A 19,977-nucleotide genomic window follows, 5' to 3' on the forward strand; every position below is an offset into this window, starting at 1 on the left:
TCGTGCTCAGGAAGCGGTGCAGGTGGGCGTGATGCCGGCCCCACTGCCAGTGCCCTGGAAGCCGAACTCGGTGACCTGACCCGCTCCGAGGCGGCCGTTGTAGTCCACGTTGGCGAACCGCACCGTGCCGGTCGAGCCACTGGCCGTCGCGCTCCAGGTGTTGGTGACACTCGCACCACTGGCAAGGGTGACACCGACGTTCCACCCGCTCGTGCCGGCGGAGCCGGCGGTCACCTTCACTGTGGCCACGAACCCGCCGTTCCACGAGTTGAGTGACACCGATGCCGAGCAACCACCCGTTCCCGGCGGCGGGGTGGTGGGCGGGTCGGTCGGCGGGTCGGTCGGCGGGTCGGTCGGCGGGTCGGTCGGGATGGCGGGGCCGGCGTTGAGGGCGTTCAGAACGCTGGTGTACGCGGCCTTCTTGTTGCCGTTGCAGTCGAACAGCAGCGCGTTGTCCGATCCACGCCACGAGTCGCAGTCCCGTACTCCCCAGGTGGTGATGCCGGTGCAGCGGGAGACGTTCATGCAGGCGCGGGTGACGGCGCCGAAGATGTTGGCCTGGTTGCCGCCGGTCATCACGTCCAGCTCGGTGATCTGCACATCCACACCGAGATCGGCGAACCGCTGCAGGTTCGCCTGGTAGTCACCGGCCAGCGAGGTGCCCAGGTGCGACTGGAAGCCCACGCAGTCGATCGGCACGCCACGGGACTTGAAGTCCCGCACCATGTTGTAGATGCCCGTCGACTTCGCGTTGATCCCGTCGGTGTTGTAGTCGTTGTAACACAACTTCGCACCCGGATCCGCTGCCCGCGCCGCCCGGAACGCCGCCTCGATCCAGTCATTACCGGTGCGCTGCAGGTTCGAGTCCCGACGCCCACCGCCACCACCGTCGGCGAACGCCTCGTTCACCACATCCCAGGCATAGATCTTCCCCCGGAAATGCGTGGCGACCTGGGTGACGTGGTTGATCATCGCGCTGCGCAACGCGCTGCCCGACATGCCCTGCGCCCAACCCGGCTCCTGCTGGTGCCACAACAACGCATGGCCCCGCACACTCATGCCGTTGGCCTGCGCGTGACTGACCAGACGATCACCACCGGTGTAGCTGAACCGACCCTGCTGCGGCTCGGTGGCGTCCCACTTCATCTCGTTCTCGGCCACGACACTGTTGAACTCACGGTTCAGAATCGTCGTGTAGGCGCTGGTGGACAGCTTGCCCGTCGCGACGGCCGCGCCGAAGTAGCGACCCTTCTCGGCCGCCGAGGCCCGGAGGGTCGTGCCGGCGCTGGCCGTGGAGGTCAGGGTCATCGTCATAGCGGCGGCGAGAGCGCCGGTGACGGCGACGGTCACCACCGCTCGCAAGGCTCTTCTGTGATTCATGCGGATTCCTTCTCTGTGGTGGTGCGGCGATGGAGGCGCAGCGCCCGAATCTGCTCCTGCGACGTCGGCGACGGCAGCACCAATCGCCGTCGCGGCAGCAGTGCGGGGAATCCTGACCCGACGTCCGGCATGCCCTGGGCGGACGTCGCGCTCCGAGGGGCCACAGCAGGTTCGCCCGGTGAACCACAGGTGCGGCCGCCCTCAACCATCGACTGTGAGCGATAACATGCCGTTCGTCAAGTCGTAACCAACCACGCCGGGGCACCTGTCGCTCCGTCGCAGTGGTGGGGCACGTCGCCGTGCTGCCGGAGCCGCGCCGAGCACGGCCCCGGCAGCACCCGTCACTGGAACGAGGCGTCGTCGACGAGGAGGCTGTCGGTGCCCTCGGCCGTCTCCACGTAGAAGGCGGCACTGGACAACGTGCCGCTCCACGACACGGTCGCGGTGCCGGTGAGCAGGGTCCAGCCGTTGACGGTCACGCCCACCGCCGGCGTCAGTTGGAGGTAGTTCGTCGTGCCGTTCGCGGTCAGCGACAGTGTCGCCTTCGCCGACGGGGTGCCGCTCTGTGCTCGTACCCAGACGTTTGTGGTGTAGCTCTTGCCGTTGGTGAGCTTGGCGGTCACGTCCTGACTGGGGCCGTTCCAGGCGCCGGTCCGGCCAGTGATCGACAGCGACCCGCTGCCGCCGTGCGCGACCGCGGTGATCCTGGCGAGGGTGCCGCTGCCGTGCACACCCCAGCCCGTCGTGCCGTTCTCCACGTCGCCGTTGGTGAGCAGGTTGGTGGCGCTGCCGCCGCCGGTGCCGCTGAACTGCCACCAGTTGATGTTGAACAGGTTGCCGCTGCCGCCGGCGAAGCGCAGGTAGAGATCACGGGTGCCGGTCGCTCCGCTGACCGCGCAGGTGCTGGTGGTCCAGGTCTGCCAGCCGCCGGTGCCGCCCACTGTGCAGGTGCCCACGGTCGGACCACTGGCACTGTCCAGGCGTACCTCGATCCGGCCGCCGCTGGTGGCCGACGCGACCCGGGCGCTGAACGAGGTAGCACCCGCGCCGAACGCGACGCCCTTGACCTTGATGTAGTCGCCGTTCTCGATCCAACCGACGTTCATCCCGCCCTCGCTGGACGCCTCGGTCTCGATCCCCGAGCCCCACGCGATCGTCTCGGCTTCCTGCCGCACATACGGGTTCAGCGTGCCCACCTGCGGGGCACCCGTGCTCGTCATCGTGATCGTCGGGAACAGGCCACTGCTGGTGTAACTGAACTTCTCCACAGCGACCGAACGGGTGTAACCACCGCCACCGGGCAGCGCACCGTTGTGATAGAAGAAATACGAACCACCCTGGAAATCGATCACACCCGCGTGATTGGTGAAGCTGGCGCCCTGCCGTGGCATGATCGTTCCCCGATAGGTCCACGGCCCCGTCGGTCCGGTCGCCGTGGAATACGCGATGAACTCGGAGCAGCATTCCGCCGCGAACACGTTGTAGTACAACCCGTTGCGCTTGAACACCCACGGGCCCTCCTCGTACAGCGTCGGCCGACTCGCATTGCCGTTACGGGTACCGAACCCCGCCGTCGTGAGGGGAATACGGGTCGCGCTGCCGGAGAACGAGATCATGTCCGGGTTCAATTTCACGTACCACAGACCAGGGTTACCCCAGTACAGATACGCCTGCCCGTCGTCGTCGATAAACGCGTGCGGGTCGATTTCGTTGTTTCCGACCAGTGGTCGACCGAGCGCGTCGCGGAACGGCCCGGTCGGGCTGTCGGCCACCCCGACGCCGATGACCATCTGCCCGTTGGAGCGCTGGCGCACCGGCACGTACCAGTAGAACTTTCCGTTACGCGGAACTACCTGCCCGGCCCACGCGTTGGCGTCCGCCCACGCGAACGTCACCAGATTCATCGGCGATCCGTGGTCGGTCCAGTTCACCATGTCGGCGGACGAGTACACCCGCCACTCACGCATGGTGAAGTAGGTGGACCCGTCCTCGTCATGTCCGGCGTAGAGGTAGACCCGGCCGTTGTGCACCATTGGCGCCGGGTCGGCGGTGTAGATGTTCTGGACGATGGGGTTGTCGGCCCTGGCCGTGCCCGGGACCAGTGCGAGGACACAGGCCATGCTCGCCAGCCAGGCGATGGCGCGCCTGGCCCGGTGGCCGATCCGGGTTGTGGTTCGGTCTTCCACTTTCACGATTACTCCTACAGAGAGTGCGCCGTGCGCGATGTCTGACTGGGCGGGCCACCGCAGTGGCTGGCAGCCGGTCGAACCGGCTTTGCCGTTCCCGGCAACAGCACGGCCGGCGGCCGTGTTAGCGCTAACAGCCTTTCCTGAATGCCTCCTCCCCCATCTGACCTGGATTTATGTGAGGTGCGAGATGACCGTCGTAACCACATCGCAGCATTGATGTATTGACGTTGACATCGAAGATTTACGATGCACCGTACTGAGCGGCCGGACGGGCGTCAACGGACGGAAGCTCATCGACATCCGTCACCCACTGTCACGCTCCGGTGATCGCAAACCCGGTGGATGTCCGTTTCGGACCATAGCTGCCACCAGGCCCGGCGGCACCGGGCCAGGTCGTCCCAGGGATAGGTCGACGAGGCGCCCCGGGGGTTGCGGGCGTGTTAACGACGAACTATGTTAGCGATCACATCGATGTGCCGCGATAAGCGCAGGGGTGGGCACCCGGCGTCCACGGCGACCCACGTCCCACCCACCACAGCGCACCCGGCGTCGGCGGCCCATTGCCGCCGACCACCCACCGCCATCGATGGCGGCCCCGACGTACCCGGCCACCTGGAGGTTCCCCCATGCCACCACCCCCGCCCCTCAGCCGCCGCCACCTGCTTCAGGCAGCCGGAGCCACAGTGGTGGTCTCCGCGACTGGCGCCGCCATCCTTCCCGGGAGCGCGTCCGCCGCCGTCGTGCCCCCGGCCCGGTCCGACATCGGCGTCTCGGCGTACGCATTCGACCCGGGTCAGGTTCGACTCAGCTCCGGCCGTTGGATGGACAACCAGACCCGGACGCTCAACTATCTGCGGTTCGTCGACGTCGACCGGATGCTCTACAACTTCCGCGCCAACCACCGGCTGTCCACGAACGGCGCCGCCACCAACGGCGGCTGGGACGCGCCGAACTTCCCGTTCCGGACCCACATGCAGGGCCACTTCCTGAGCGCGTGGGCGTACGCGTACGCGGTGCTGGGCGACACCACCTGCCGGGACAAGGCCAACTACATGGTGGCCGAGTTGGCCAAGTGCCAGGCCAACAACTCCGCCGCCGGGTTCGGCGCGGGTTACCTCTCCGGCTTCCCGGAGTCCGACTTCACCGCGCTCGAGGCACGGACGCTGTCCAACGGCAACGTGCCCTACTACTGCATCCACAAGACCCTCGCCGGTCTGCTCGACGTCTGGCGCTACATCGGAAACACCCAGGCCCGTACGGTGCTGCTGTCCCTCGCCGGCTGGGTCGACACCCGGACCAGCCGGCTGAGCTCCGGCCAGATGCAGTCGATGCTGGGCACCGAGTTCGGGGGCATGAACGACGTGCTCGCCGACATCTACCAGCAGACCGGCGACAGCCGGTGGCTCGCCACCGCGCAGCGGTTCGACCACGCCGCCGTGTTCGACCCGCTGGCCAACAACCAGGACCAGCTCAACGGCCGGCACGCCAACACGCAGGTGCCCAAGTGGATCGGTGCGGCCCGGGAGTTCAAGGCCACCGGGACCACCCGTTACCGGAACATCGCCAGCAACGCGTGGAACATCACCGTCGGCGCGCACACCTACGTCATCGGCGGCAACAGCCAGGCGGAGCACTTCCGGCCGCCCAACGCGATCGCCGGCTACCTCAGCAACGACACCTGCGAGCAGTGCAACACGTTCAACATGCTCAAGCTGACCCGGGAGCTGTGGCTGCTCGACCCGAACCGGGCGGACTACTTCGACTTCTACGAGCGCGCGCTGATCAACCACCTGATCGGCGGGCAGAACCCGGCCGACAGCCACGGCCACATCACCTACTTCACCCCGTTGCGGCCGGGCGGACGTCGCGGTGTGGGCCCGGCGTGGGGTGGCGGTACCTGGAGCACCGACTACAACTCGTTCTGGTGCTGCCAGGGCACGGGCCTGGAGATCAACACGAGGTTGATGGACTCCATCTACTTCTACAACGGCACCACACTGAGCGTGAACCTGTTCACGCCGTCGGTGCTGAGCTGGACGCAGCGCGGCATCACCGTCACCCAGACCACCAGCTTCCCGGTCAGTGACACCAGCACGCTGACCCTGTCCGGCTCGATGAGCGGGTCGTGGAGCATCCGGGTGCGGATCCCGTCCTGGACCAGCGGCGCGACGATCGCCGTCAACGGCACTGTGGAGAACGTCACCACCACACCGGGCAGCTACGCCACTGTCACGCGTACCTGGGCCGCTGGCGACACCATCACCGTGCGGCTGCCGATGCAGGTCGCCGTCAAGGCCGCCAACGACAACGCCAACGTCGGCGCGGTCACGTACGGCCCCTCGGTGCTGGCCGGCAACTACGGCAACACTGCCCTGAGCACCCTGCCCACCCTCACCGTCTCCTCGATCACCCGGACCAGCACCAGCTCGCTCGCGTTCACCGCCAGCGCCAACGGGTCCACTGTGAACCTCGCCCCCTTCTACGACGCCCACGGCTACAACTACACGGTCTACTGGAACACCAGCGGCAGCGGCGGCCCCACCGGCAGCTACCGCCTGGTCAATGTCGGCACCGGGCTGGTCCTCGGTGTTCAGAACATGTCCACCGCCGACGGTGGTCTGGCCGTGCAGTGGGGCGACAGCGGCACCGCTGACCACAACTGGGTGGTCATCACCGACGGCAACGCGGTCCGGTTCCGCAACGTCAACAGCGGCAAGGTCCTGGGCGTGGAGAACATGTCCACCGCCGACAACGCCCGGGTCATGCAGTGGGCCGACAACGGCACCGCCGATCATCGGTGGATCCTCGTGGACAACGGCGACGGCACCTACAAGATCCGCAACGTCAACAGCAACAAGCTGCTCGGAATCCTGAACGGGTCGACCGCCTGGGGAGCGCAGGCCGTGCAGGATCCGGACAACGGCAGCGCGGACAACCGGTGGAGGCTGGTCCGCAACGCCTGATCTCCGCCCCGCTCGACGGGCGCACCGGCGCGGTCACCCGAAGGCCGCGCCGGTGACGCCGAGCGGGCGCCCGCCAGCGGTCGTACAGTGGGGAGGGTCCTGGCCCCAGTGAACGTGGCGGACGTGTCGGCTCGTGCCGCTTCCGCCCGGAAGGAGCACAGTGAACCGCCCCCTCCGCACCACGCTCGGCGGCGCGTTGACCGCCGCCATGCTGGCCACCGTCGCCGTCGCACCGGCGCAGGCGCACCCCGCAGGGCGGCCGCCGGCCGTCCTCGCCCTCCCCGACGGGTTCCAGCCCGAGGGCATCGCCACCGCCGGCCGGTACGCCTACTTCGGTTCCCGCGCCACCGGTGCCATCCAGCGCGTCGACCTGGTCACCGGCCGGGGCACGACGATCGGCGCGGCCACCGGCACGCCGTCGCTCGGCCTCAAGGTCGACCCGCGTGGCCGGCTCTTCGTCTCCGGTGGCACGGCCGGCGACGCCCGCGTGCTCGACACCCGCACCGGTGAGGTGCTGGCCCGCTACCAGTTCGCCACCGCCCCGACGTTCGTCAACGACGTCGTGCTGACCCGCGACGCGGCATACTTCACCGACTCGAACCGGCCGGTCCTCTACCGGCTGCCGCTCGGTCGCGGCGGGGCGCTGCCGCCCGCCGACGCGTTCACCACGATCACGCTGACCGGCGCGTACGAGCAGGTCGGCACCGGGGTTAACCTCAACGGCATCGCCACCACACCGGACGGCCGGGCGCTGATCGTCGTCCAGTCCACCACCGGCACGCTGTACCGGGTCGACCCGGCGACCGGCGCGAGCACCGTCGTGGACGTGCCGGGCCACACCTTCACCAACGGCGATGGACTGTTGCTGCTCGGCCGCACCCTCTACGTCGTGCAGAACCGCCTCAACCAGATAGCGGTGGTCCGGCTGAACCACTCCGGTACCGCCGGAGCGCTCACCGGCACCATCACCGATCCGAACTTCGACGTGCCCACCACAGTGGCCAAGGCGTTGGGCCGGCTGTACCTGCCCAACGCCCGGTTCACCACGCCGCCGACCCCCACCACGCCGTACACGGCCGTCGCGGTCCGCGCCCACTGAGCGACCCGAGGGGGTACGCGCCGCGCGCGTGCCCCCTCGGCCCACCGCTCTGGATCCCGATCGCCGATTCGGCCGCCAGTAGGATCACCGGCACCTCGGCGATGACTGTCGCCTCGTGCACCCCGGAGTCCGTGTGGCCGCCCGTCCGTACCGGTTCCTGCGCCGAACCCTGGCCGTGGGCTGCCTACTCGCCGCCGCCGCACTCCCGGCCAACCGGCCGACCACATCGCCGGTCGCCGGGGCCGCCGCGCAGCCCACTGTCCTACGGATGCTCCAGCTGAACCTCTGCAACAGTGGCCGCGCCGGCTGCTACACCGGCCGAGCGATGGCCAGGGCCGCCGAGGTGATCACCATCGAGGCACCCGACCTGGTCACCCTCAACGAGATCTGCGAGCCTGACGTGTCCGCCCTGCACGGCGTGTTCCAAGCCGTCCACCCTGGGCGGACCGTCGTGGCCGCGTTTCAGGCCGCCGGCGACCGTCCGAGCGGCGACGACACCCGCTGCCGCAACGGCCAACGGTTCGGCATCGGCCTGCTGACCCATGTGCGGACGCCGGCCACCCCGAACACCGTGTACGCCGGAACCCATCCGACGCAGGACCTCGCGGACCCCGAGGAACGAGCCTGGCTCTGCGTCGACGTCGACGGCACCCTGCTCGCCTGCACCACGCACCTGTCGGCCACCGGCTACCGTGTCGCGCTCACCCAGTGCGACCACCTGGTCGACACCATCCTGCCGACGATCAGCCGCAACGCCGGGTACGAGCCCACCGTGCTGGCCGGCGACCTCAACCTGCGCGCCGGCCACGACCCCGACGTGCGGTCCTGCACTCCGCCGGGCCATCAGCGGATCGACGACGGCCAACTGCAACACGTCACGGCCACCACCGACGTCACGCTCTGCTGTCGCAGCCTGGTGCCCATGCACGGGGCGACCGACCACCCGGGGCTGCTGGTCACCCTCACCATCGACCGCGGCCGACCCGGTCGGCGGCCGGCCTGATCCGCCTCCGTACCCGGGCACGGAGGCGGCCTGACCCGCGAGGCCGCCAGCAACGAGGCGCAAGCCGGCCGCACGGTGTCAGCGCGGCGGCGTGTCCCGGCGCGACGGGAACGGAGTGCCGGGCTGGCCGAGGGTGGAGCGAGCACGCAACCCGACCGGGTCGGGAGCAGCGGTGGGCACCGGGGCCGCCGGCTCCGAGAGCCGCCGCCCGTCCAGGTACGCGGCAGCGGCCCGGTCGTCGTCGGTCGGAGCGGCGAGCAGCGCGTAGAGCAGACCGACCACCCCGAAGACCACCGCCAGCACGATCGGCACCAACAGGGTGCTCACCCCGGCGCCGGTCACCTCACCCGCCCGTTCGTGGCGGTGCACCGACAGGGCGCTCATGCCGGTGAAGTGCATCCCGTTGACGGCGATCCCCATGACCAGCGCGGAGGCGAAGATCGCCAACCCCCGCCGGACGGTCATCGCGAGCCACAGCGCGACGGTGGACGCCACCACGGCGATGACCACCGAGAGCACGACCCGGACCGTGTCGTAGCCGAGGCTGCCGTTGAGGCGCATGGCGGCCATGCCGGTGTAGTGCATGGAGGCCACGCCGGCGCCGGTGAAGACGCCGCCAGCGATCAGTCGTACCGGATTCAGCCGGCCGGTGCCCACGATGGCCAGGCCGATACCGACCGCCACCACGGCGATGGCCGTGCTGGCCGCGGTCAGCGGCACGTCGTAGCGGATTCGGGTGTTCTCGACGGCGAAGCCGAGCATGGCCATGAAGTGCATCGCCCAGATGGCGGTGCCGCCCAACGCCCAGGCCGACAGGAGACCCCACCACGCCCGCTGACCGTTCGTCCGGGCCGTACGGATGCGCCCGGCGCAGACCAGACCGAGGATCGAACCGAGCACGGACAGCGCGTAACTCAGCGCGGGCGTGATCCAACCGTACTCAAAGTGATTGATCTCCGCCACGGCGGCTTTCTCCCCATTCGTTACCGACGCGTCAACAAGACGCCTCGGCAATGATCAGGGGTGCTGTGATCAGGCGCAACAGTGCCCCCCGGGCTATCCGAGGGGTGCGGTTGCGGTGACCGTCCGCTGCGTCGATTCGACGACGATAATGACTGAGCGTGATTATCAGGCTGACGTGTGGTATGCGAGAACGCCCCGATTGACGGCCGCTATAGCCTGTCGAGCGGTGGACCGCAGCTCCGTTGTGGCACCGCCGGAGTCGGCAATCTGACCCAGCAGGTCGACGACCTGTCGGGCCCACCGGACGAAGTCACCAGCGGGCATCTCACCATCGATCTCGTGCCCGCTGCCGAGCACCTTGGCCAGCGCCTCGCCCCGGGCCCACCGGTAAACGGGCCAGGCGAAACCGAGATCCGGCTCCCGGGTCGCGGTCAGCCCCCGCGCCGCCTCGTCGGCCTCGATCTCCCCCCACAGCTTCAGCGTCTCGTCCACCGCGTCGGCCACCGGCCCGCGCGGCAGCGACGCCCGCTCGTCGACATCGCGGCGCGCCTCGAACACCACCACGGACACCGCGGCGGCCAACTCGGCCGGGGACAACCCGTTCCACACCCCCCGGCGCAGGCACTCGGCGACCAGCAGGTCCGCCTCGGTCCAGATCCGGCCCAGCATCCGACCGGCGTCGGTGACCGCGCCGTCGGGGGCGAGGTAGCCACGCTCGGTCAACAGCGCCACGATCCGGTCGAACGTCCGCGCGAGGGATCCCGTACGACCACTGACGCGCTCGCGCAGCTCCTCGGTGTCGCGCTCCAGCCGCCGACGCCGCTCCGCCCAGCGGGCGTGGTCCTCCCGCTCGGGGCAGACGTGGCAGGGGTGGTGGCGAAGCTCGGTGCGGAGCTGGGTGATCCGGTGGTCCTCGCCGGTCACCTGCCGGGAACGGCCCCCACGTCGGCCACCGTGCCGGTCCAGGCCGGTGCCGCTGACCTCGGCGGCTAGATCCCGCCGCGCGCCCGGGGACCGGTGGTTGAAGTGCTTGGGCACCCGGATGCGGGCCAACACCTCGGCCGGAGTGGTGAAGTCGCCGGGGCTGACCCGCCCGGCCCAACGGTCCTGGGTGAGCACCAGTGGCCGGGGCTCACCGAACCCGCCGGTCGCCGGGTCCAGCACCACGGCCAGCCCGGCCCGCCGGCCCGACGGCACCCGGATCACGTCGCCCACCCGCAGCCGCTCCAACGAGGCCACCGCGGCCGCCTTGCGCTGGGTCTGCCCCTGCCGGGCGATCGCCTTCTCCCGGTCGGCGATCGCCACCCGCAGTGCGAAGTACTCGTCGAAGTCGCCGTGGTGGCAGGCGGCCTCCGCGCCGTACGCCTCGATGGTCTCGGTGTTGCGCTGCACCTGCCGGGCCAGGCCGACCACCGACCGGTCCGCCTGGAACTGGGCGAACGAGGACTCCAGCAGGGCCCGGGCCGGCTCCACGCCGACAGTGCCGACCAGGTTCACCGCCATGTTGTACGACGGCCGGAAGCTGGAGCGCAGCGGGTAGGTGCGGGTGGACGCGAGCCCGGCCACGTGCCGGGGATCGGTCTCCGGGGACCACACCACGACGGCGTGCCCCTCCACGTCGATGCCTCGGCGGCCGGCGCGCCCGGTGAGCTGGGTGTACTCCCCCGGGGTCAGGTCGACGTGCGCCTCGCCGTTGTACTTGACCAGCCGTTCCAGCACCACGCACCGGGCCGGCATGTTGATGCCCAACGCCAGCGTCTCGGTGGCGAAGACCGCCTTGACCAGGCCCCGGACGAACAGTTCCTCGACGATCTCCTTGAACACCGGCAGCATGCCGGCGTGGTGGGAGGCCAGGCCGCGTTCCAGGCCGTCCAGCCACTCCCAGTAGCCCAGGACCGACAGGTCCTCGCCGGGGATGGCGGTGACCCGGGACTCGACGACCCGGCGGATCTCGGCCCGCTCCTCCGCTGAGGTGAGCCGCAGCCCGGCGGCGAGACACTGCTGCACCGCGGCGGCGCAACCGGCCCGGCTGAAGATGAACAGGATCGCCGGCAGCAGACCCTCCCGGTCCAGCCGGTCGACGATGTCCGGGCGCAACGGACCCCGCCAGCGCGGGCCACGCCGGCCGGCACCGGGCCCCGCGCTGCGCCCCTCGCCCAACTCCAGCCGCCGCGCGGTCTCCCGGGTGTAGCGCAGCAACTCCGGGTGCACGTCGTGCTTGCGGGCGGCGTCGGCGTCGTGGAACAGGTCGAACATCCGCTTGCCGACCAGCATGTGCTGCCACAACGGCACCGGCCGGTGCTCGCTGACCACCACTGCGGTCTCGCCTCGTACGGTGACCAGCCAGTCGGCGAACTCCTCGGCGTTGGAGACGGTCGCCGACAACGAGATCAGGGTGACCGAGGCGGGCAGGTGAATGATCACCTCTTCCCACACCCCACCGCGGAACCGGTCGGCCAGGTAGTGCACCTCGTCCATCACCACGTACGCGAGGCCCTGGAGGGTGCTGGAGCCCGCGTAGAGCATGTTGCGCAGCACCTCGGTGGTCATCACCACCACCGGCGCGTCGCCGTTGATCGCGTTGTCGCCGGTCAGCAGGCCGACCTGCTCGGCGCCGTACCGGGCGACCAGATCGTGGTACTTCTGGTTGGACAACGCCTTGATCGGCGTGGTGTAGAAGCACTTGCGCCGAGTCGGCGGGGTCGTCGCGTCGACGGCGGGCACCGGGTCGTCGGGCCGCCCCCGCAGCGCCAGGTGGACGGCGAACTCCCCGACCACCGTCTTACCGGCGCCGGTGGGAGCGCAGACCAGCACACCACTGCCCCGCTCCAGCGACTGACACGCCTCCCGCTGGAAGTCGTCGAGGTCGAACCCCAACTCCAGGGCGAACTCGTCCAGCGCCGGAAACTGTGCGGCTTGTGCGGCCTTGCGGCGCGCCGCTGCGTACCGCTCGGCGGGGCTCGACATGGCACCAAGATTAGTGCGTGCCGAGTCATGTCACCCCACAAGGCCGTCCGGAGGCGCGGTCGGGGGCGGTCGGTAGGGTGCACGGCGTGCCGGACCATGCCGAACCGCCCCAGACCAGTCCGCCGGGCACCGCCGAGGCGCCCGCCGCCCGCCGGGCGTCCCGACGCCCTGTCAAGGCGGTGCTCTTCGACTTCCACGGCACCCTGGCACAGGTGGAGGACCCCCAGCGGTGGGTGCTGGAGGCCGCGGCGACGTGCGGCGTGACCCTGGACCGGGTCCGCGCCACCTCGCTGGCCGACCGACTGCTGACCGCCGGCCGCGCCGGCGGGCCACTGCCGGCGCGGGTGCCGCCCCGACTCGCCGAACTGTGGGCCGACCGGGACCTCTACGAACACGCCCACCGGGGCGCGTACACCGGGCTGGCCGAGACCGTCGATGCCGGCATCGAGGGCTTCGCCGACGCGCTCTACGAGCGGCTGCTGACCGCCGAGGGCTGGCTGCCGTACGCCGACACCGCCCCCACTCTCACCGCGCTGCGCGACGCCGGGGTGCCGGTGGCGGTGGTCAGCAACATCGGCTTCGACCTGCGGCCACACTTCGACACCTGGGGGCTGACCGACCTGGTCGGCGCGTTCGTGCTCTCGTACGAGGTGGGGCGCTGCAAACCCGACCCGGCGATCTTCTGGCGTGCCTGCGGCATGCTCGGCGTCGACCCGGAGCAGACCCTGATGGTCGGTGACACCCCGGCGGACGCGGGCGCGGTGGCCGCCGGCTGCCCGGTGCTGGTGCTCCCGGCAGCCGACCCGGGCCGGGAAAACGGGCTGGGCGCGGTGCTCGACCTCGCCCTGCCAGGCTGACCGACGGTTGGGGTGCCGTCAGTCGGGGATGTGAATCACCGGCAGCTCACCGTCGCCGTACCGGTCCTCCGCGGTGAGGATCGAGGCGTCGTGTTCGAGGACGGCCAGCGCTGTGCTGGCCAGATCGGCACGTCCCGTCACCGTCCGCCAGAAGCTGAGTTCGTGCCAGGAGTGCCCTTCGGTCGAGAGCACCTCGCAGGCGTCCAGGCCCAACAGCCGGTGCAATGTCGCCCGTTCCTTCGGGTCGCTGACGATGGCCAGCGCCTCCGCCGCGGTCACGGCGGTGACGCCAAACCTGTTGCGATCCTGGATGACCTCGTGCAGCGGCTCCCCGACATGCACCGACCCCGCCAGGTACGCCAGCAGCGCCGACCGGTCCAGCACGAGCCGGACCGGGCGGTCGTCCTCGGGGCTCACGCCGCCGGTTGTTCGAGCGTGCCGGCGGCGGCGTCCAGCGCGTGCTGGCGGGCCCGCTCGCGAAGGGCGTTGCGGCGCTCCGGCGACCAGTCGGCCTCCACGGCAGCCCGGCGGGCGCGCGACTCGGCCACGCCCTGCTCGGTGATCGGGATGCCCTGGTGAGCCAGCTCCGCGTCCAGGGCGTCCAGCCGCATCCGGTCACGGACAGCCTGGGTGATGTAGGCGCTGGCGTTGGACTCGCGCTCCAGACGCTCAGCCACGTCGGTTGGCACGGAGATCGATAGCTTCCGCATCGCGCTGGTCATACCAGGGACCGTACGCCGGTAGCACCACGTTGGCGAACACTTACGGCCGTGTCGGCAGGTGGATACCGCCGCCAGGTAGCCGGAGCTGAGCGCCTACCGTCGTGCCCGTGACGGACACCCTGCTGCCCACGCCACTGTCGGGCGAGACACGACCGGCCCGGCGCGGTGGCGTCGTCGCGGTGGGGCTGGTGCTCGGTGGGGCCCTGTCGGTGCAGTTCGGCGCCGCCGTCGCCGCGTTGCTCTTCCCACGTACCGGGGTGGCCGGCGCGGTGACCCTGCGGCTGACCATCGCGGCGGTGCTGCTGCTCATCGTCTGCCGGCCCCGACTGCGCGGACACGACCGGTCGGCCTGGCTCGCGGCCGGAGCGTTCGGGCTGGCGCTGGCCGGCATGAACTCGCTGTTCTACCAGGCCATCGAACGCATCCCGCTGGGCCCGGCGGTGACGCTCGAGGTGCTCGGCCCGTTGGCGCTGTCGGTGTTCTCCGCCCGCCGACTGGCCAGTTGGGGCTGGGCGGGGCTCGCGCTGGCCGGGGTGGCGCTGCTCGGGCAGGGCGGCTTCGACCGGCTGAACCCGGTCGGCGTGGCGTTCGCGTTCGGCGCGGGCGCCATGTGGGCCGCGTACATCGTGCTGAGCGCCCGGGTCGGCGACCGCTTCCCCGGCGCGGACGGGCTGGCCCTGGCGCTGACCCTCGCCGCGCTGGTCACCCTGCCGCTGGGCATCATCGACGGCGGCGCGGCGCTGCTCGACCCGCCGGTGCTGGCACTCGGCACCGCCCTCGCGGTGCTCGCCTCCGGGCTGCCCTACACCCTGGAACTGCTGGCGCTACGGCGGATGCCCACCGCCACCTTCGCGGTGCTGATGAGCCTCGGCCCAGCCGTCGCCACGCTCGCCGGGTGGCTGGTGCTGCGGCAGGCGCTGACAGTGCTGGAATGCGCCGCCATCGTGCTGGTCATCGCCGCGAGCATCGGCGCGGTACGGGTCAACGCAGCAGCCGCAGGGCGCCTGGAACCGCGCTGATCGTCACCGGCAGCTTCAGGGAACGTTCCCCGTCGGCGTACGAGGTGATGCCCTCGGCGGCCAACTCCACCGTGCGGGCCCGGAAGCTTTGCACCAGCGGGTGGCTGACGTGGGTGCCCTGGTAGATGCGCGGCTTCACCCGAACCAGCGTCCGCCGGTTGACCCGACCCGCCACCACCACGTCGAGCAGTCCGTCGGTCGGGTCCGCGTCGGGGCAGATCCGCATCCCACCGCCGTACGTGGGGCAGTTGCCCACCGCCACCAGCACCGCGTCCAGGTCGTGCGACACCCCGTCGAGGCGCAGCGTGTAGCGGCGTGGGCGCAGCCGGGCCAGCTCGACCAGGATCGCCAGGTCGTACCGGCGCGGGCCGCGTGGCCAGCGCATCCGGTTGGCCCGCTCGTTGACGATCGCGTCGAACCCGGCCGCGAGGACCGCCCCGTACCAGCGCTCGACGCCGTCGAACCCGACCATCCGGGCCAGGTCGACCGGTTGGCTGCGGCCGACGCGCAGCGCCTCGGCGATCACCGCCGCCGCCGCGAGGGGGTCGGCCGGGAAGCCGGTGTCCAGGGCGAAGTCGTTGCCGGTGCCGGCCGGGATCGGGCCGAACGGCACGGCGGTCCCGGCGACCGCCTGCAACGCCCGGTGCACGGTGCCGTCCCCACCGACCGCCACCAACGCGCCAGCGCCCTCGGCGATGGCGGCCCGGCACGCCGCCTCCGCCTCGGCGGGGCTGGACGCCGGCAGCAACCGGATCGGCCGCCCGGCGGCGGCCAAGCCGTCCAGCAGCCGGGGCAGTAGCGCCCGGTGCCGTCCGCGACCGGCGGTCGGGTTGGCGAGCACGGCGACCGGGCCGGGCAGGTGATCGTCTGCGGTCACGGGCAGCACCGTACCGGTCGGACACCCGCCGTTCGCAGGGGCAGGTGCCGTCACCATCAGTTCCGCTGCCGGCGCGCGTGAGGTGACGCGACGACGCCGCCCCCGGGAAACGGGGACGGCGTCGGTGGACCGGTCGGCGCGGGGCCGTCAGGTCATGTCGTCGTAGCGGCGTTCGATCGGCGCCGGTGGGGCAACCGGTTCGGGTACCCCGATCGGAGCGGTCGAGTCGACCCGCTGCCCGGCCACGACCGGATCCGCGTCGAACTCCAACGGCGACACCTCGTCGTCGTCGATGCCGGCGTAGACCTCCTTGCCCCGCCCACGCCGCCGATCGTTGATGAACGCGACGCCGACCGCGGCGAAGTAGAGCGCGGACAGGCAGAGCGCCAACGCGGTCATCCCGAACGGATCAGGGGTGGGAGTGACCACTGCGGAGAAGGCGAAGAACACGAAGATCGCCACCCGCCACCAGCTGAGGAGCCGTTTCGCGCTGGCCAGGCCGACGAAGTTGAGCATCAGCACGATCAGCGGGAACTCGAACGCCACCCCGAACAGCAGGATCAGGTTGGTGACGAACGAGATGTACCGCGTGACTTCCAGATTCGTCGAGATGTCATCGCCGGACACGTTCAGCAGGAACTCGAGGCCCTTGGTGGTGACGAAGAAGGCCAGCACCGCGCCGGCCGCGAACAGCGGCGCGGCCAGAGCGGTGAAGATGTACGCGTAGCGCCGCTCGTGCCGGTGCAGACCCGGCGCGATGAACGCCCACAGCTGATAGAGCCAGATGGGCGCCGCGATGACCAGGCCCACCCAGAGACCGATCTTCAGGTTCAGCAGGAAGACGTCCGCGACACCGAGCTGGACGAACTTGCACTTGCCCGAGACCGGATCGATCGAGGCCGGGAGGTCGCAGTACGGCTTCGACAACAGGATCCGGACCGGCGTCGCCAGCCAGATGCCGACGCCGAAGCCGATCATGATCGCCAGCGACGCGCGGAACAGGCGGTTGCGCAGTTCGCGGACGTGCTCGATGAGCGTCATCGAGCCGTCGGCGGCCCGCTCGAACGCCTTTGGGGCGCGTTTACGCAGTGCGAAGGCCACTGTGGTGGGGCCCTTCGGTCAGTTGTCGCGGACGCGGTGCACCGGGTCGACGACCGGCTGCTGCGTCGGCGCCTGCTGGTACGGGGCCTGCTGCGGCTGGCCAGCGTACGGCGCCTGCTGCCCGGCGTGCGGCGGCAGCGGCTGGTAGCCGGCCTGCGCGTCGGCCTTCTCGGCGAGGTCGCGGTCGTCGTCCTGCAGGCTCTTGGTCTCGGCCTTGATGATCCGCAGCGACCGACCCAGCGAACGGGCCGCGTCGGGGAGCCGCTTCGCACCGAAGAGCAGGATCAGCACAACCACGAGAACAGCGATGTGCCACGGCTTGAGGGCACCCATGAGAAGCTCCAGTCGCTCTGTGTCCGGGGGGTGGTACGCAGCCCATCGTACGTGCGGATCGGCTGCCCGCCACCCGCCGGGTGGTGGTGGTCTGGGCAGGAGGGTGAAGTCTTGACCAACCCGCGATGATCCGTCAACCACCGCCGGGTGCGTACTCGGTCAGCCGCGCTTGGCCTTGATCACCGCGAGTCGCTGGGATGCGGTGTCGAGCCGCCGCTGGATTTCCTCGGCACGCTGTTGCAGCGCCTCGGCGGTTTCCCGCAGCGCCTCGGCCTCGGCGGCCCGCCGCTGCAACGCCACGGCGGCCCGTTGTAGTCGGGGCAGCCGGGCCAGCACCGGGCGCACGGCCAACGCGAGCGCCACGAGGGGTAGCAGCACCACCGCGAGCACGATCCAGATCAGCACGGCGGTCAGCCTACTGGGTGCGGCCAGCCACCGCCGGGTCACCCGACGGCGCGCGCTCCCGGTCGACCTCGGGCGGCCGGGGCACGGCCGTGGGCGCGGGAACGGCGTACGCGTCCAGCGCGGCGGCCGCAGTCGCCCGCACCTGCTCGGCCAACTCGACCGGGGCGACCACAGCCACCTCCGGGCCGAGGCCCAGCACGAACCGGCGGGCCCACCCCAGGTCGGTGACTCGTAGGGAGACGAGCCACTGGTCACCGTCGCCGGCCTCCACCCGCTCGCACGGGTAGTACTCGGTGATCCAGCGCTCGCCCCGACCGATGCGCAGGGTGATCAGCGGCAGGTCGGCCGAGGGGCGGAACACCCCCTCGGTGAGGTCGTGCGGGACGGCCTGCGGCGGCACCGTGGCCGGCTCGTCCAACTCGGTGACCGCGTCGATCCGGTCGGCGCGGAACAGCCGGACGGCCTCCGCACGCCGACACCACGCCTCCACGTACGCCCGGCCGCCGACCATCAGCATCCGCAGCGGGTCGATGACGCGCTCGGTGGTCTCGTCCCGGGCAGCCGTGTAGTAGGTGATCCGCAGAGCCTTGCCGCCTTCCACGGCGGCACGCAGCGCCTCGGCCCGCGGGGTATCTCCGGGCAACCGGACCGCGACCGGCGCGCCCACCAGGTCGCCCGCGGCCTCGATCTTGGCGAGGGCGCGTTCGACGGCCTCCCGGTTGGCCACCCCGGGCGTCTCGGCCAGCATCCGCAGGGCCACCACCAGTGCCAGGGCCTCGTCGGGGGTCAGCCGCAACGGCCGGTCGATGCCGGCGTCGTAGGTGATGGTCACCCGGTCACCGTCGAACGCCATGTCGATCAGGTCACCGGGGCCGTACCCGGGGAGCCCGCACACCCAGAGCAGCTCCAGGTCCTCCCGGAGCTGGCGCTCGGTAACGCCCAGGTCACCGGCCGCCTCGGCGATCTCGATGCCGGGCCGGGCCAGCAGGTAGGGCACCAGGTTGAGCAGTCGGGCCAACCGGTCGGCGGACGCGCGGGAACCGTTGCGGGCGGCCGGGCGGGTCACCGGGCGCCCCCGCTGACGGCCAGCTCGTCGTGACGCACGGCGATCTCCTTGAGTCGTTGGATGACCGCCTCGCGGACCTCCGGTGGGTCGAGGACCCGCACGTCCGGGCCGTAGCCGACCAGATGACCGGCCAGCCCGTCCGGGTCCGCGTACGGCAGGACCAGCCGGTCGCCGTCCGGCCCGGCGGTCACCTCCAGCGCCCAGCGGCGCAGCCCGGCGGCCCGCCCGGGCGCGGCCAGCACGGTGGCCCGACCGGTGCGCTCCACCGGACCCGACCAGCGGGCGACGTGGCTGATCAGGTCGACGTTGGCCGGCGGCTCGTACGCGCCGGGGGCGCCGGTCACCCGGACCGCGCCGACGACCCGGGACAGCCGGAAGCAGCGGGTCGCCTCCCGGTCCTGGTCGTGGCCGACCACATACCACCGGCCGCGCCAGCAGACCACGCCCCACGGTTGCAGCCGGCGCCGGCTGGGCGCGTCGCGGTCGGGCACCCGGTAGTCGAACCCCACCTCGCGGCGGTCCCGGGCGGCGGCGGTCAGCGGCGCGAACGCCGGGTCGACGGTGACCATCGGCTCCAGGCCGAGGGTGGCCTGCGGGTCCACGTCCACCCCGGCGGCGCGCAGCTTGGCCAGCCCCGACGACGCGGCGGCGGCCAACCCGGCGTGCTGCCACAGCCGGGCGGCGATGCCGACAGCGGCGGCCTCGTCCGGTTCGAGCAGGATGTCGGGCAGCGCGTATTCGCGGTGGGCGATCCGGTAGCCGGGCTCGGCGTCGAAGGCGCTCGCCGTGCCGGTCTCCAGTGGCACACCCAACTCGCGCAGCTCGGCCTTGTCCCGTTCGAACTTGCGCTGGAACGCCTCGTGGTCGCGCGCGTCGTCCGGATCGTGCTCGTAACCGGGCACGGTCGCGGCGATCTGCGCGGCGGTCAGGAACCGTCGCGTGGACAGCAGGCAGATCACCAGGTTGACCAGGCGTTCGGTGCGGGTCCGCGACACGCGGTAGACGCTAGCAGCCGACCCGCCCAGACCGTGCA

At 70.9% G+C, this 19,977-nt stretch carries 17 protein-coding genes; 5 read left to right on the plus strand and 12 right to left on the minus strand.

Annotated features, from left to right (window positions below; all coding sequences use genetic code 11):
• Positions 1-6: 6 nt before the first annotated feature.
• Together ACLJOK_RS11475 and ACLJOK_RS11480 are read right to left on the minus strand one after the other, a co-directional pair.
• Positions 7-1,380, minus strand: a complete 1,374-nt coding sequence (locus ACLJOK_RS11475) for an endo-1,4-beta-xylanase (RefSeq protein ID WP_410818200.1) — start codon at positions 1,378-1,380, stop codon at positions 7-9.
• A gap of 341 nt (positions 1,381-1,721) precedes the next feature.
• Positions 1,722-3,572: a family 43 glycosylhydrolase gene (locus ACLJOK_RS11480; protein ID WP_410818202.1), complete on the minus strand. Its 1,851-nt coding sequence runs from the start codon at positions 3,570-3,572 to the stop codon at positions 1,722-1,724.
• A 623-nt stretch (positions 3,573-4,195) separates the two neighbouring features.
• On the opposite strand from ACLJOK_RS11480, the gene ACLJOK_RS11485 reads away from it, so the two are divergent.
• The 3 genes from ACLJOK_RS11485 to ACLJOK_RS11495 all read left to right on the plus strand — a co-directional run bounded on the left by ACLJOK_RS11485 (position 4,196) and on the right by ACLJOK_RS11495 (position 8,634).
• Complete coding sequence (locus tag ACLJOK_RS11485) at positions 4,196-6,532, plus strand: beta-L-arabinofuranosidase domain-containing protein (RefSeq protein ID WP_410818204.1); 2,337 nt, start codon at positions 4,196-4,198, stop codon at positions 6,530-6,532.
• Between the two features lie 160 nt (positions 6,533-6,692).
• Positions 6,693-7,631, plus strand: coding sequence for an SMP-30/gluconolactonase/LRE family protein (locus ACLJOK_RS11490; protein WP_410818206.1), 939 nt, complete (start codon positions 6,693-6,695; stop codon positions 7,629-7,631).
• A 133-nt stretch (positions 7,632-7,764) separates the two neighbouring features.
• Positions 7,765-8,634 (plus strand): endonuclease/exonuclease/phosphatase family protein, encoded by an 870-nt coding sequence (locus ACLJOK_RS11495; RefSeq protein ID WP_410818207.1) that lies wholly within the window; start codon positions 7,765-7,767, stop codon positions 8,632-8,634.
• A 78-nt stretch (positions 8,635-8,712) separates the two neighbouring features.
• Here ACLJOK_RS11495 and ACLJOK_RS11500 read toward each other — a convergent pair whose 3' ends face one another.
• Together ACLJOK_RS11500 and ACLJOK_RS11505 are read right to left on the minus strand one after the other, a co-directional pair.
• The gene (locus ACLJOK_RS11500) at positions 8,713-9,597 is read right to left on the minus strand and encodes an MHYT domain-containing protein (protein WP_410818208.1); all 885 of its coding nucleotides are present in this window, start codon (positions 9,595-9,597) and stop codon (positions 8,713-8,715) included.
• A 165-nt stretch (positions 9,598-9,762) separates the two neighbouring features.
• Positions 9,763-12,564 carry a DEAD/DEAH box helicase gene (locus ACLJOK_RS11505; protein ID WP_410818210.1) on the minus strand — a complete coding sequence of 934 codons (2,802 nt, stop codon included), beginning with the start codon at positions 12,562-12,564 and terminating at the stop codon, positions 9,763-9,765.
• Positions 12,565-12,650: 86 nt separating this feature from the next.
• On the opposite strand from ACLJOK_RS11505, the gene ACLJOK_RS11510 reads away from it, so the two are divergent.
• Positions 12,651-13,421, plus strand: coding sequence for an HAD family hydrolase (locus ACLJOK_RS11510; RefSeq protein WP_410818212.1), 771 nt, complete (start codon positions 12,651-12,653; stop codon positions 13,419-13,421).
• A gap of 18 nt (positions 13,422-13,439) precedes the next feature.
• Here the strand turns inward: ACLJOK_RS11510 and ACLJOK_RS11515 are convergent, their stop codons facing one another.
• A complete protein-coding gene (locus ACLJOK_RS11515; protein ID WP_410818213.1) occupies positions 13,440-13,838 on the minus strand; it encodes a PIN domain-containing protein in 399 nt (132 codons plus the stop codon).
• Entirely contained in the window at positions 13,835-14,131 is a 297-nt protein-coding gene (locus ACLJOK_RS11520; RefSeq protein ID WP_410818214.1) for a hypothetical protein, read from the minus strand. Before ACLJOK_RS11520 ends, ACLJOK_RS11515 begins: the two co-directional genes overlap by 4 nt.
• A gap of 119 nt (positions 14,132-14,250) precedes the next feature.
• Here ACLJOK_RS11520 and ACLJOK_RS11525 point away from each other — a divergent pair, with 119 nt between their 5' ends.
• Positions 14,251-15,162 carry an EamA family transporter gene (locus tag ACLJOK_RS11525; protein ID WP_410818216.1) on the plus strand — a complete coding sequence of 304 codons (912 nt, stop codon included), beginning with the start codon at positions 14,251-14,253 and terminating at the stop codon, positions 15,160-15,162.
• On the opposite strand, the gene ACLJOK_RS11530 is transcribed toward ACLJOK_RS11525, so the two are convergent.
• From ACLJOK_RS11530 to ACLJOK_RS11555, 6 genes are all read right to left on the minus strand, one after another.
• The gene (locus tag ACLJOK_RS11530) at positions 15,125-16,048 is read right to left on the minus strand and encodes a diacylglycerol kinase (protein WP_410818217.1); all 924 of its coding nucleotides are present in this window, start codon (positions 16,046-16,048) and stop codon (positions 15,125-15,127) included. The genes ACLJOK_RS11525 and ACLJOK_RS11530 overlap by 38 nt on opposite strands.
• A gap of 138 nt (positions 16,049-16,186) precedes the next feature.
• Positions 16,187-17,140, minus strand: a complete 954-nt coding sequence (gene tatC / locus ACLJOK_RS11535; RefSeq protein WP_410818219.1) for a twin-arginine translocase subunit TatC — start codon at positions 17,138-17,140, stop codon at positions 16,187-16,189.
• Between the two features lie 18 nt (positions 17,141-17,158).
• The gene (gene tatA, locus ACLJOK_RS11540) at positions 17,159-17,473 is read right to left on the minus strand and encodes a Sec-independent protein translocase subunit TatA (RefSeq protein WP_355031473.1); all 315 of its coding nucleotides are present in this window, start codon (positions 17,471-17,473) and stop codon (positions 17,159-17,161) included.
• A gap of 159 nt (positions 17,474-17,632) precedes the next feature.
• Complete coding sequence (locus ACLJOK_RS11545) at positions 17,633-17,878, minus strand: hypothetical protein (protein WP_410818222.1); 246 nt, start codon at positions 17,876-17,878, stop codon at positions 17,633-17,635.
• Positions 17,879-17,888: 10 nt separating this feature from the next.
• Positions 17,889-18,944 (minus strand): helix-turn-helix transcriptional regulator, encoded by a 1,056-nt coding sequence (locus tag ACLJOK_RS11550; protein WP_410818223.1) that lies wholly within the window; start codon positions 18,942-18,944, stop codon positions 17,889-17,891.
• A complete protein-coding gene (locus tag ACLJOK_RS11555; RefSeq protein WP_410818225.1) occupies positions 18,941-19,939 on the minus strand; it encodes a helix-turn-helix transcriptional regulator in 999 nt (332 codons plus the stop codon). The genes ACLJOK_RS11550 and ACLJOK_RS11555 overlap by 4 nt, the downstream gene beginning before the upstream one ends.
• Positions 19,940-19,977 lie beyond the last annotated feature (38 nt).

This window comes from Micromonospora sp. 050-3 (genome assembly GCF_046549335.1).
Taxonomy (GTDB): Bacteria; Actinomycetota; Actinomycetes; order Mycobacteriales; family Micromonosporaceae; genus Micromonospora; species Micromonospora trifolii.

Excerpts from the sequence above, each read along its gene's own strand:
- ACLJOK_RS11475 (WP_410818200.1), bottom strand. The coding sequence starts at position 1,380 with ATGAATCACAGAAGAGCCTTGCGAGCGGTGGTGACCGTCGCCGTCACC.
- ACLJOK_RS11485 (WP_410818204.1), top strand. The coding sequence starts at position 4,196 with ATGCCACCACCCCCGCCCCTCAGCCGCCGCCACCTGCTTCAGGCAGCC.
- ACLJOK_RS11505 (WP_410818210.1), bottom strand. The coding sequence starts at position 12,564 with ATGTCGAGCCCCGCCGAGCGGTACGCAGCGGCGCGCCGCAAGGCCGCA.
- ACLJOK_RS11520 (WP_410818214.1), bottom strand. The coding sequence starts at position 14,131 with ATGCGGAAGCTATCGATCTCCGTGCCAACCGACGTGGCTGAGCGTCTG.
- tatA (WP_355031473.1), bottom strand. The coding sequence starts at position 17,473 with ATGGGTGCCCTCAAGCCGTGGCACATCGCTGTTCTCGTGGTTGTGCTG.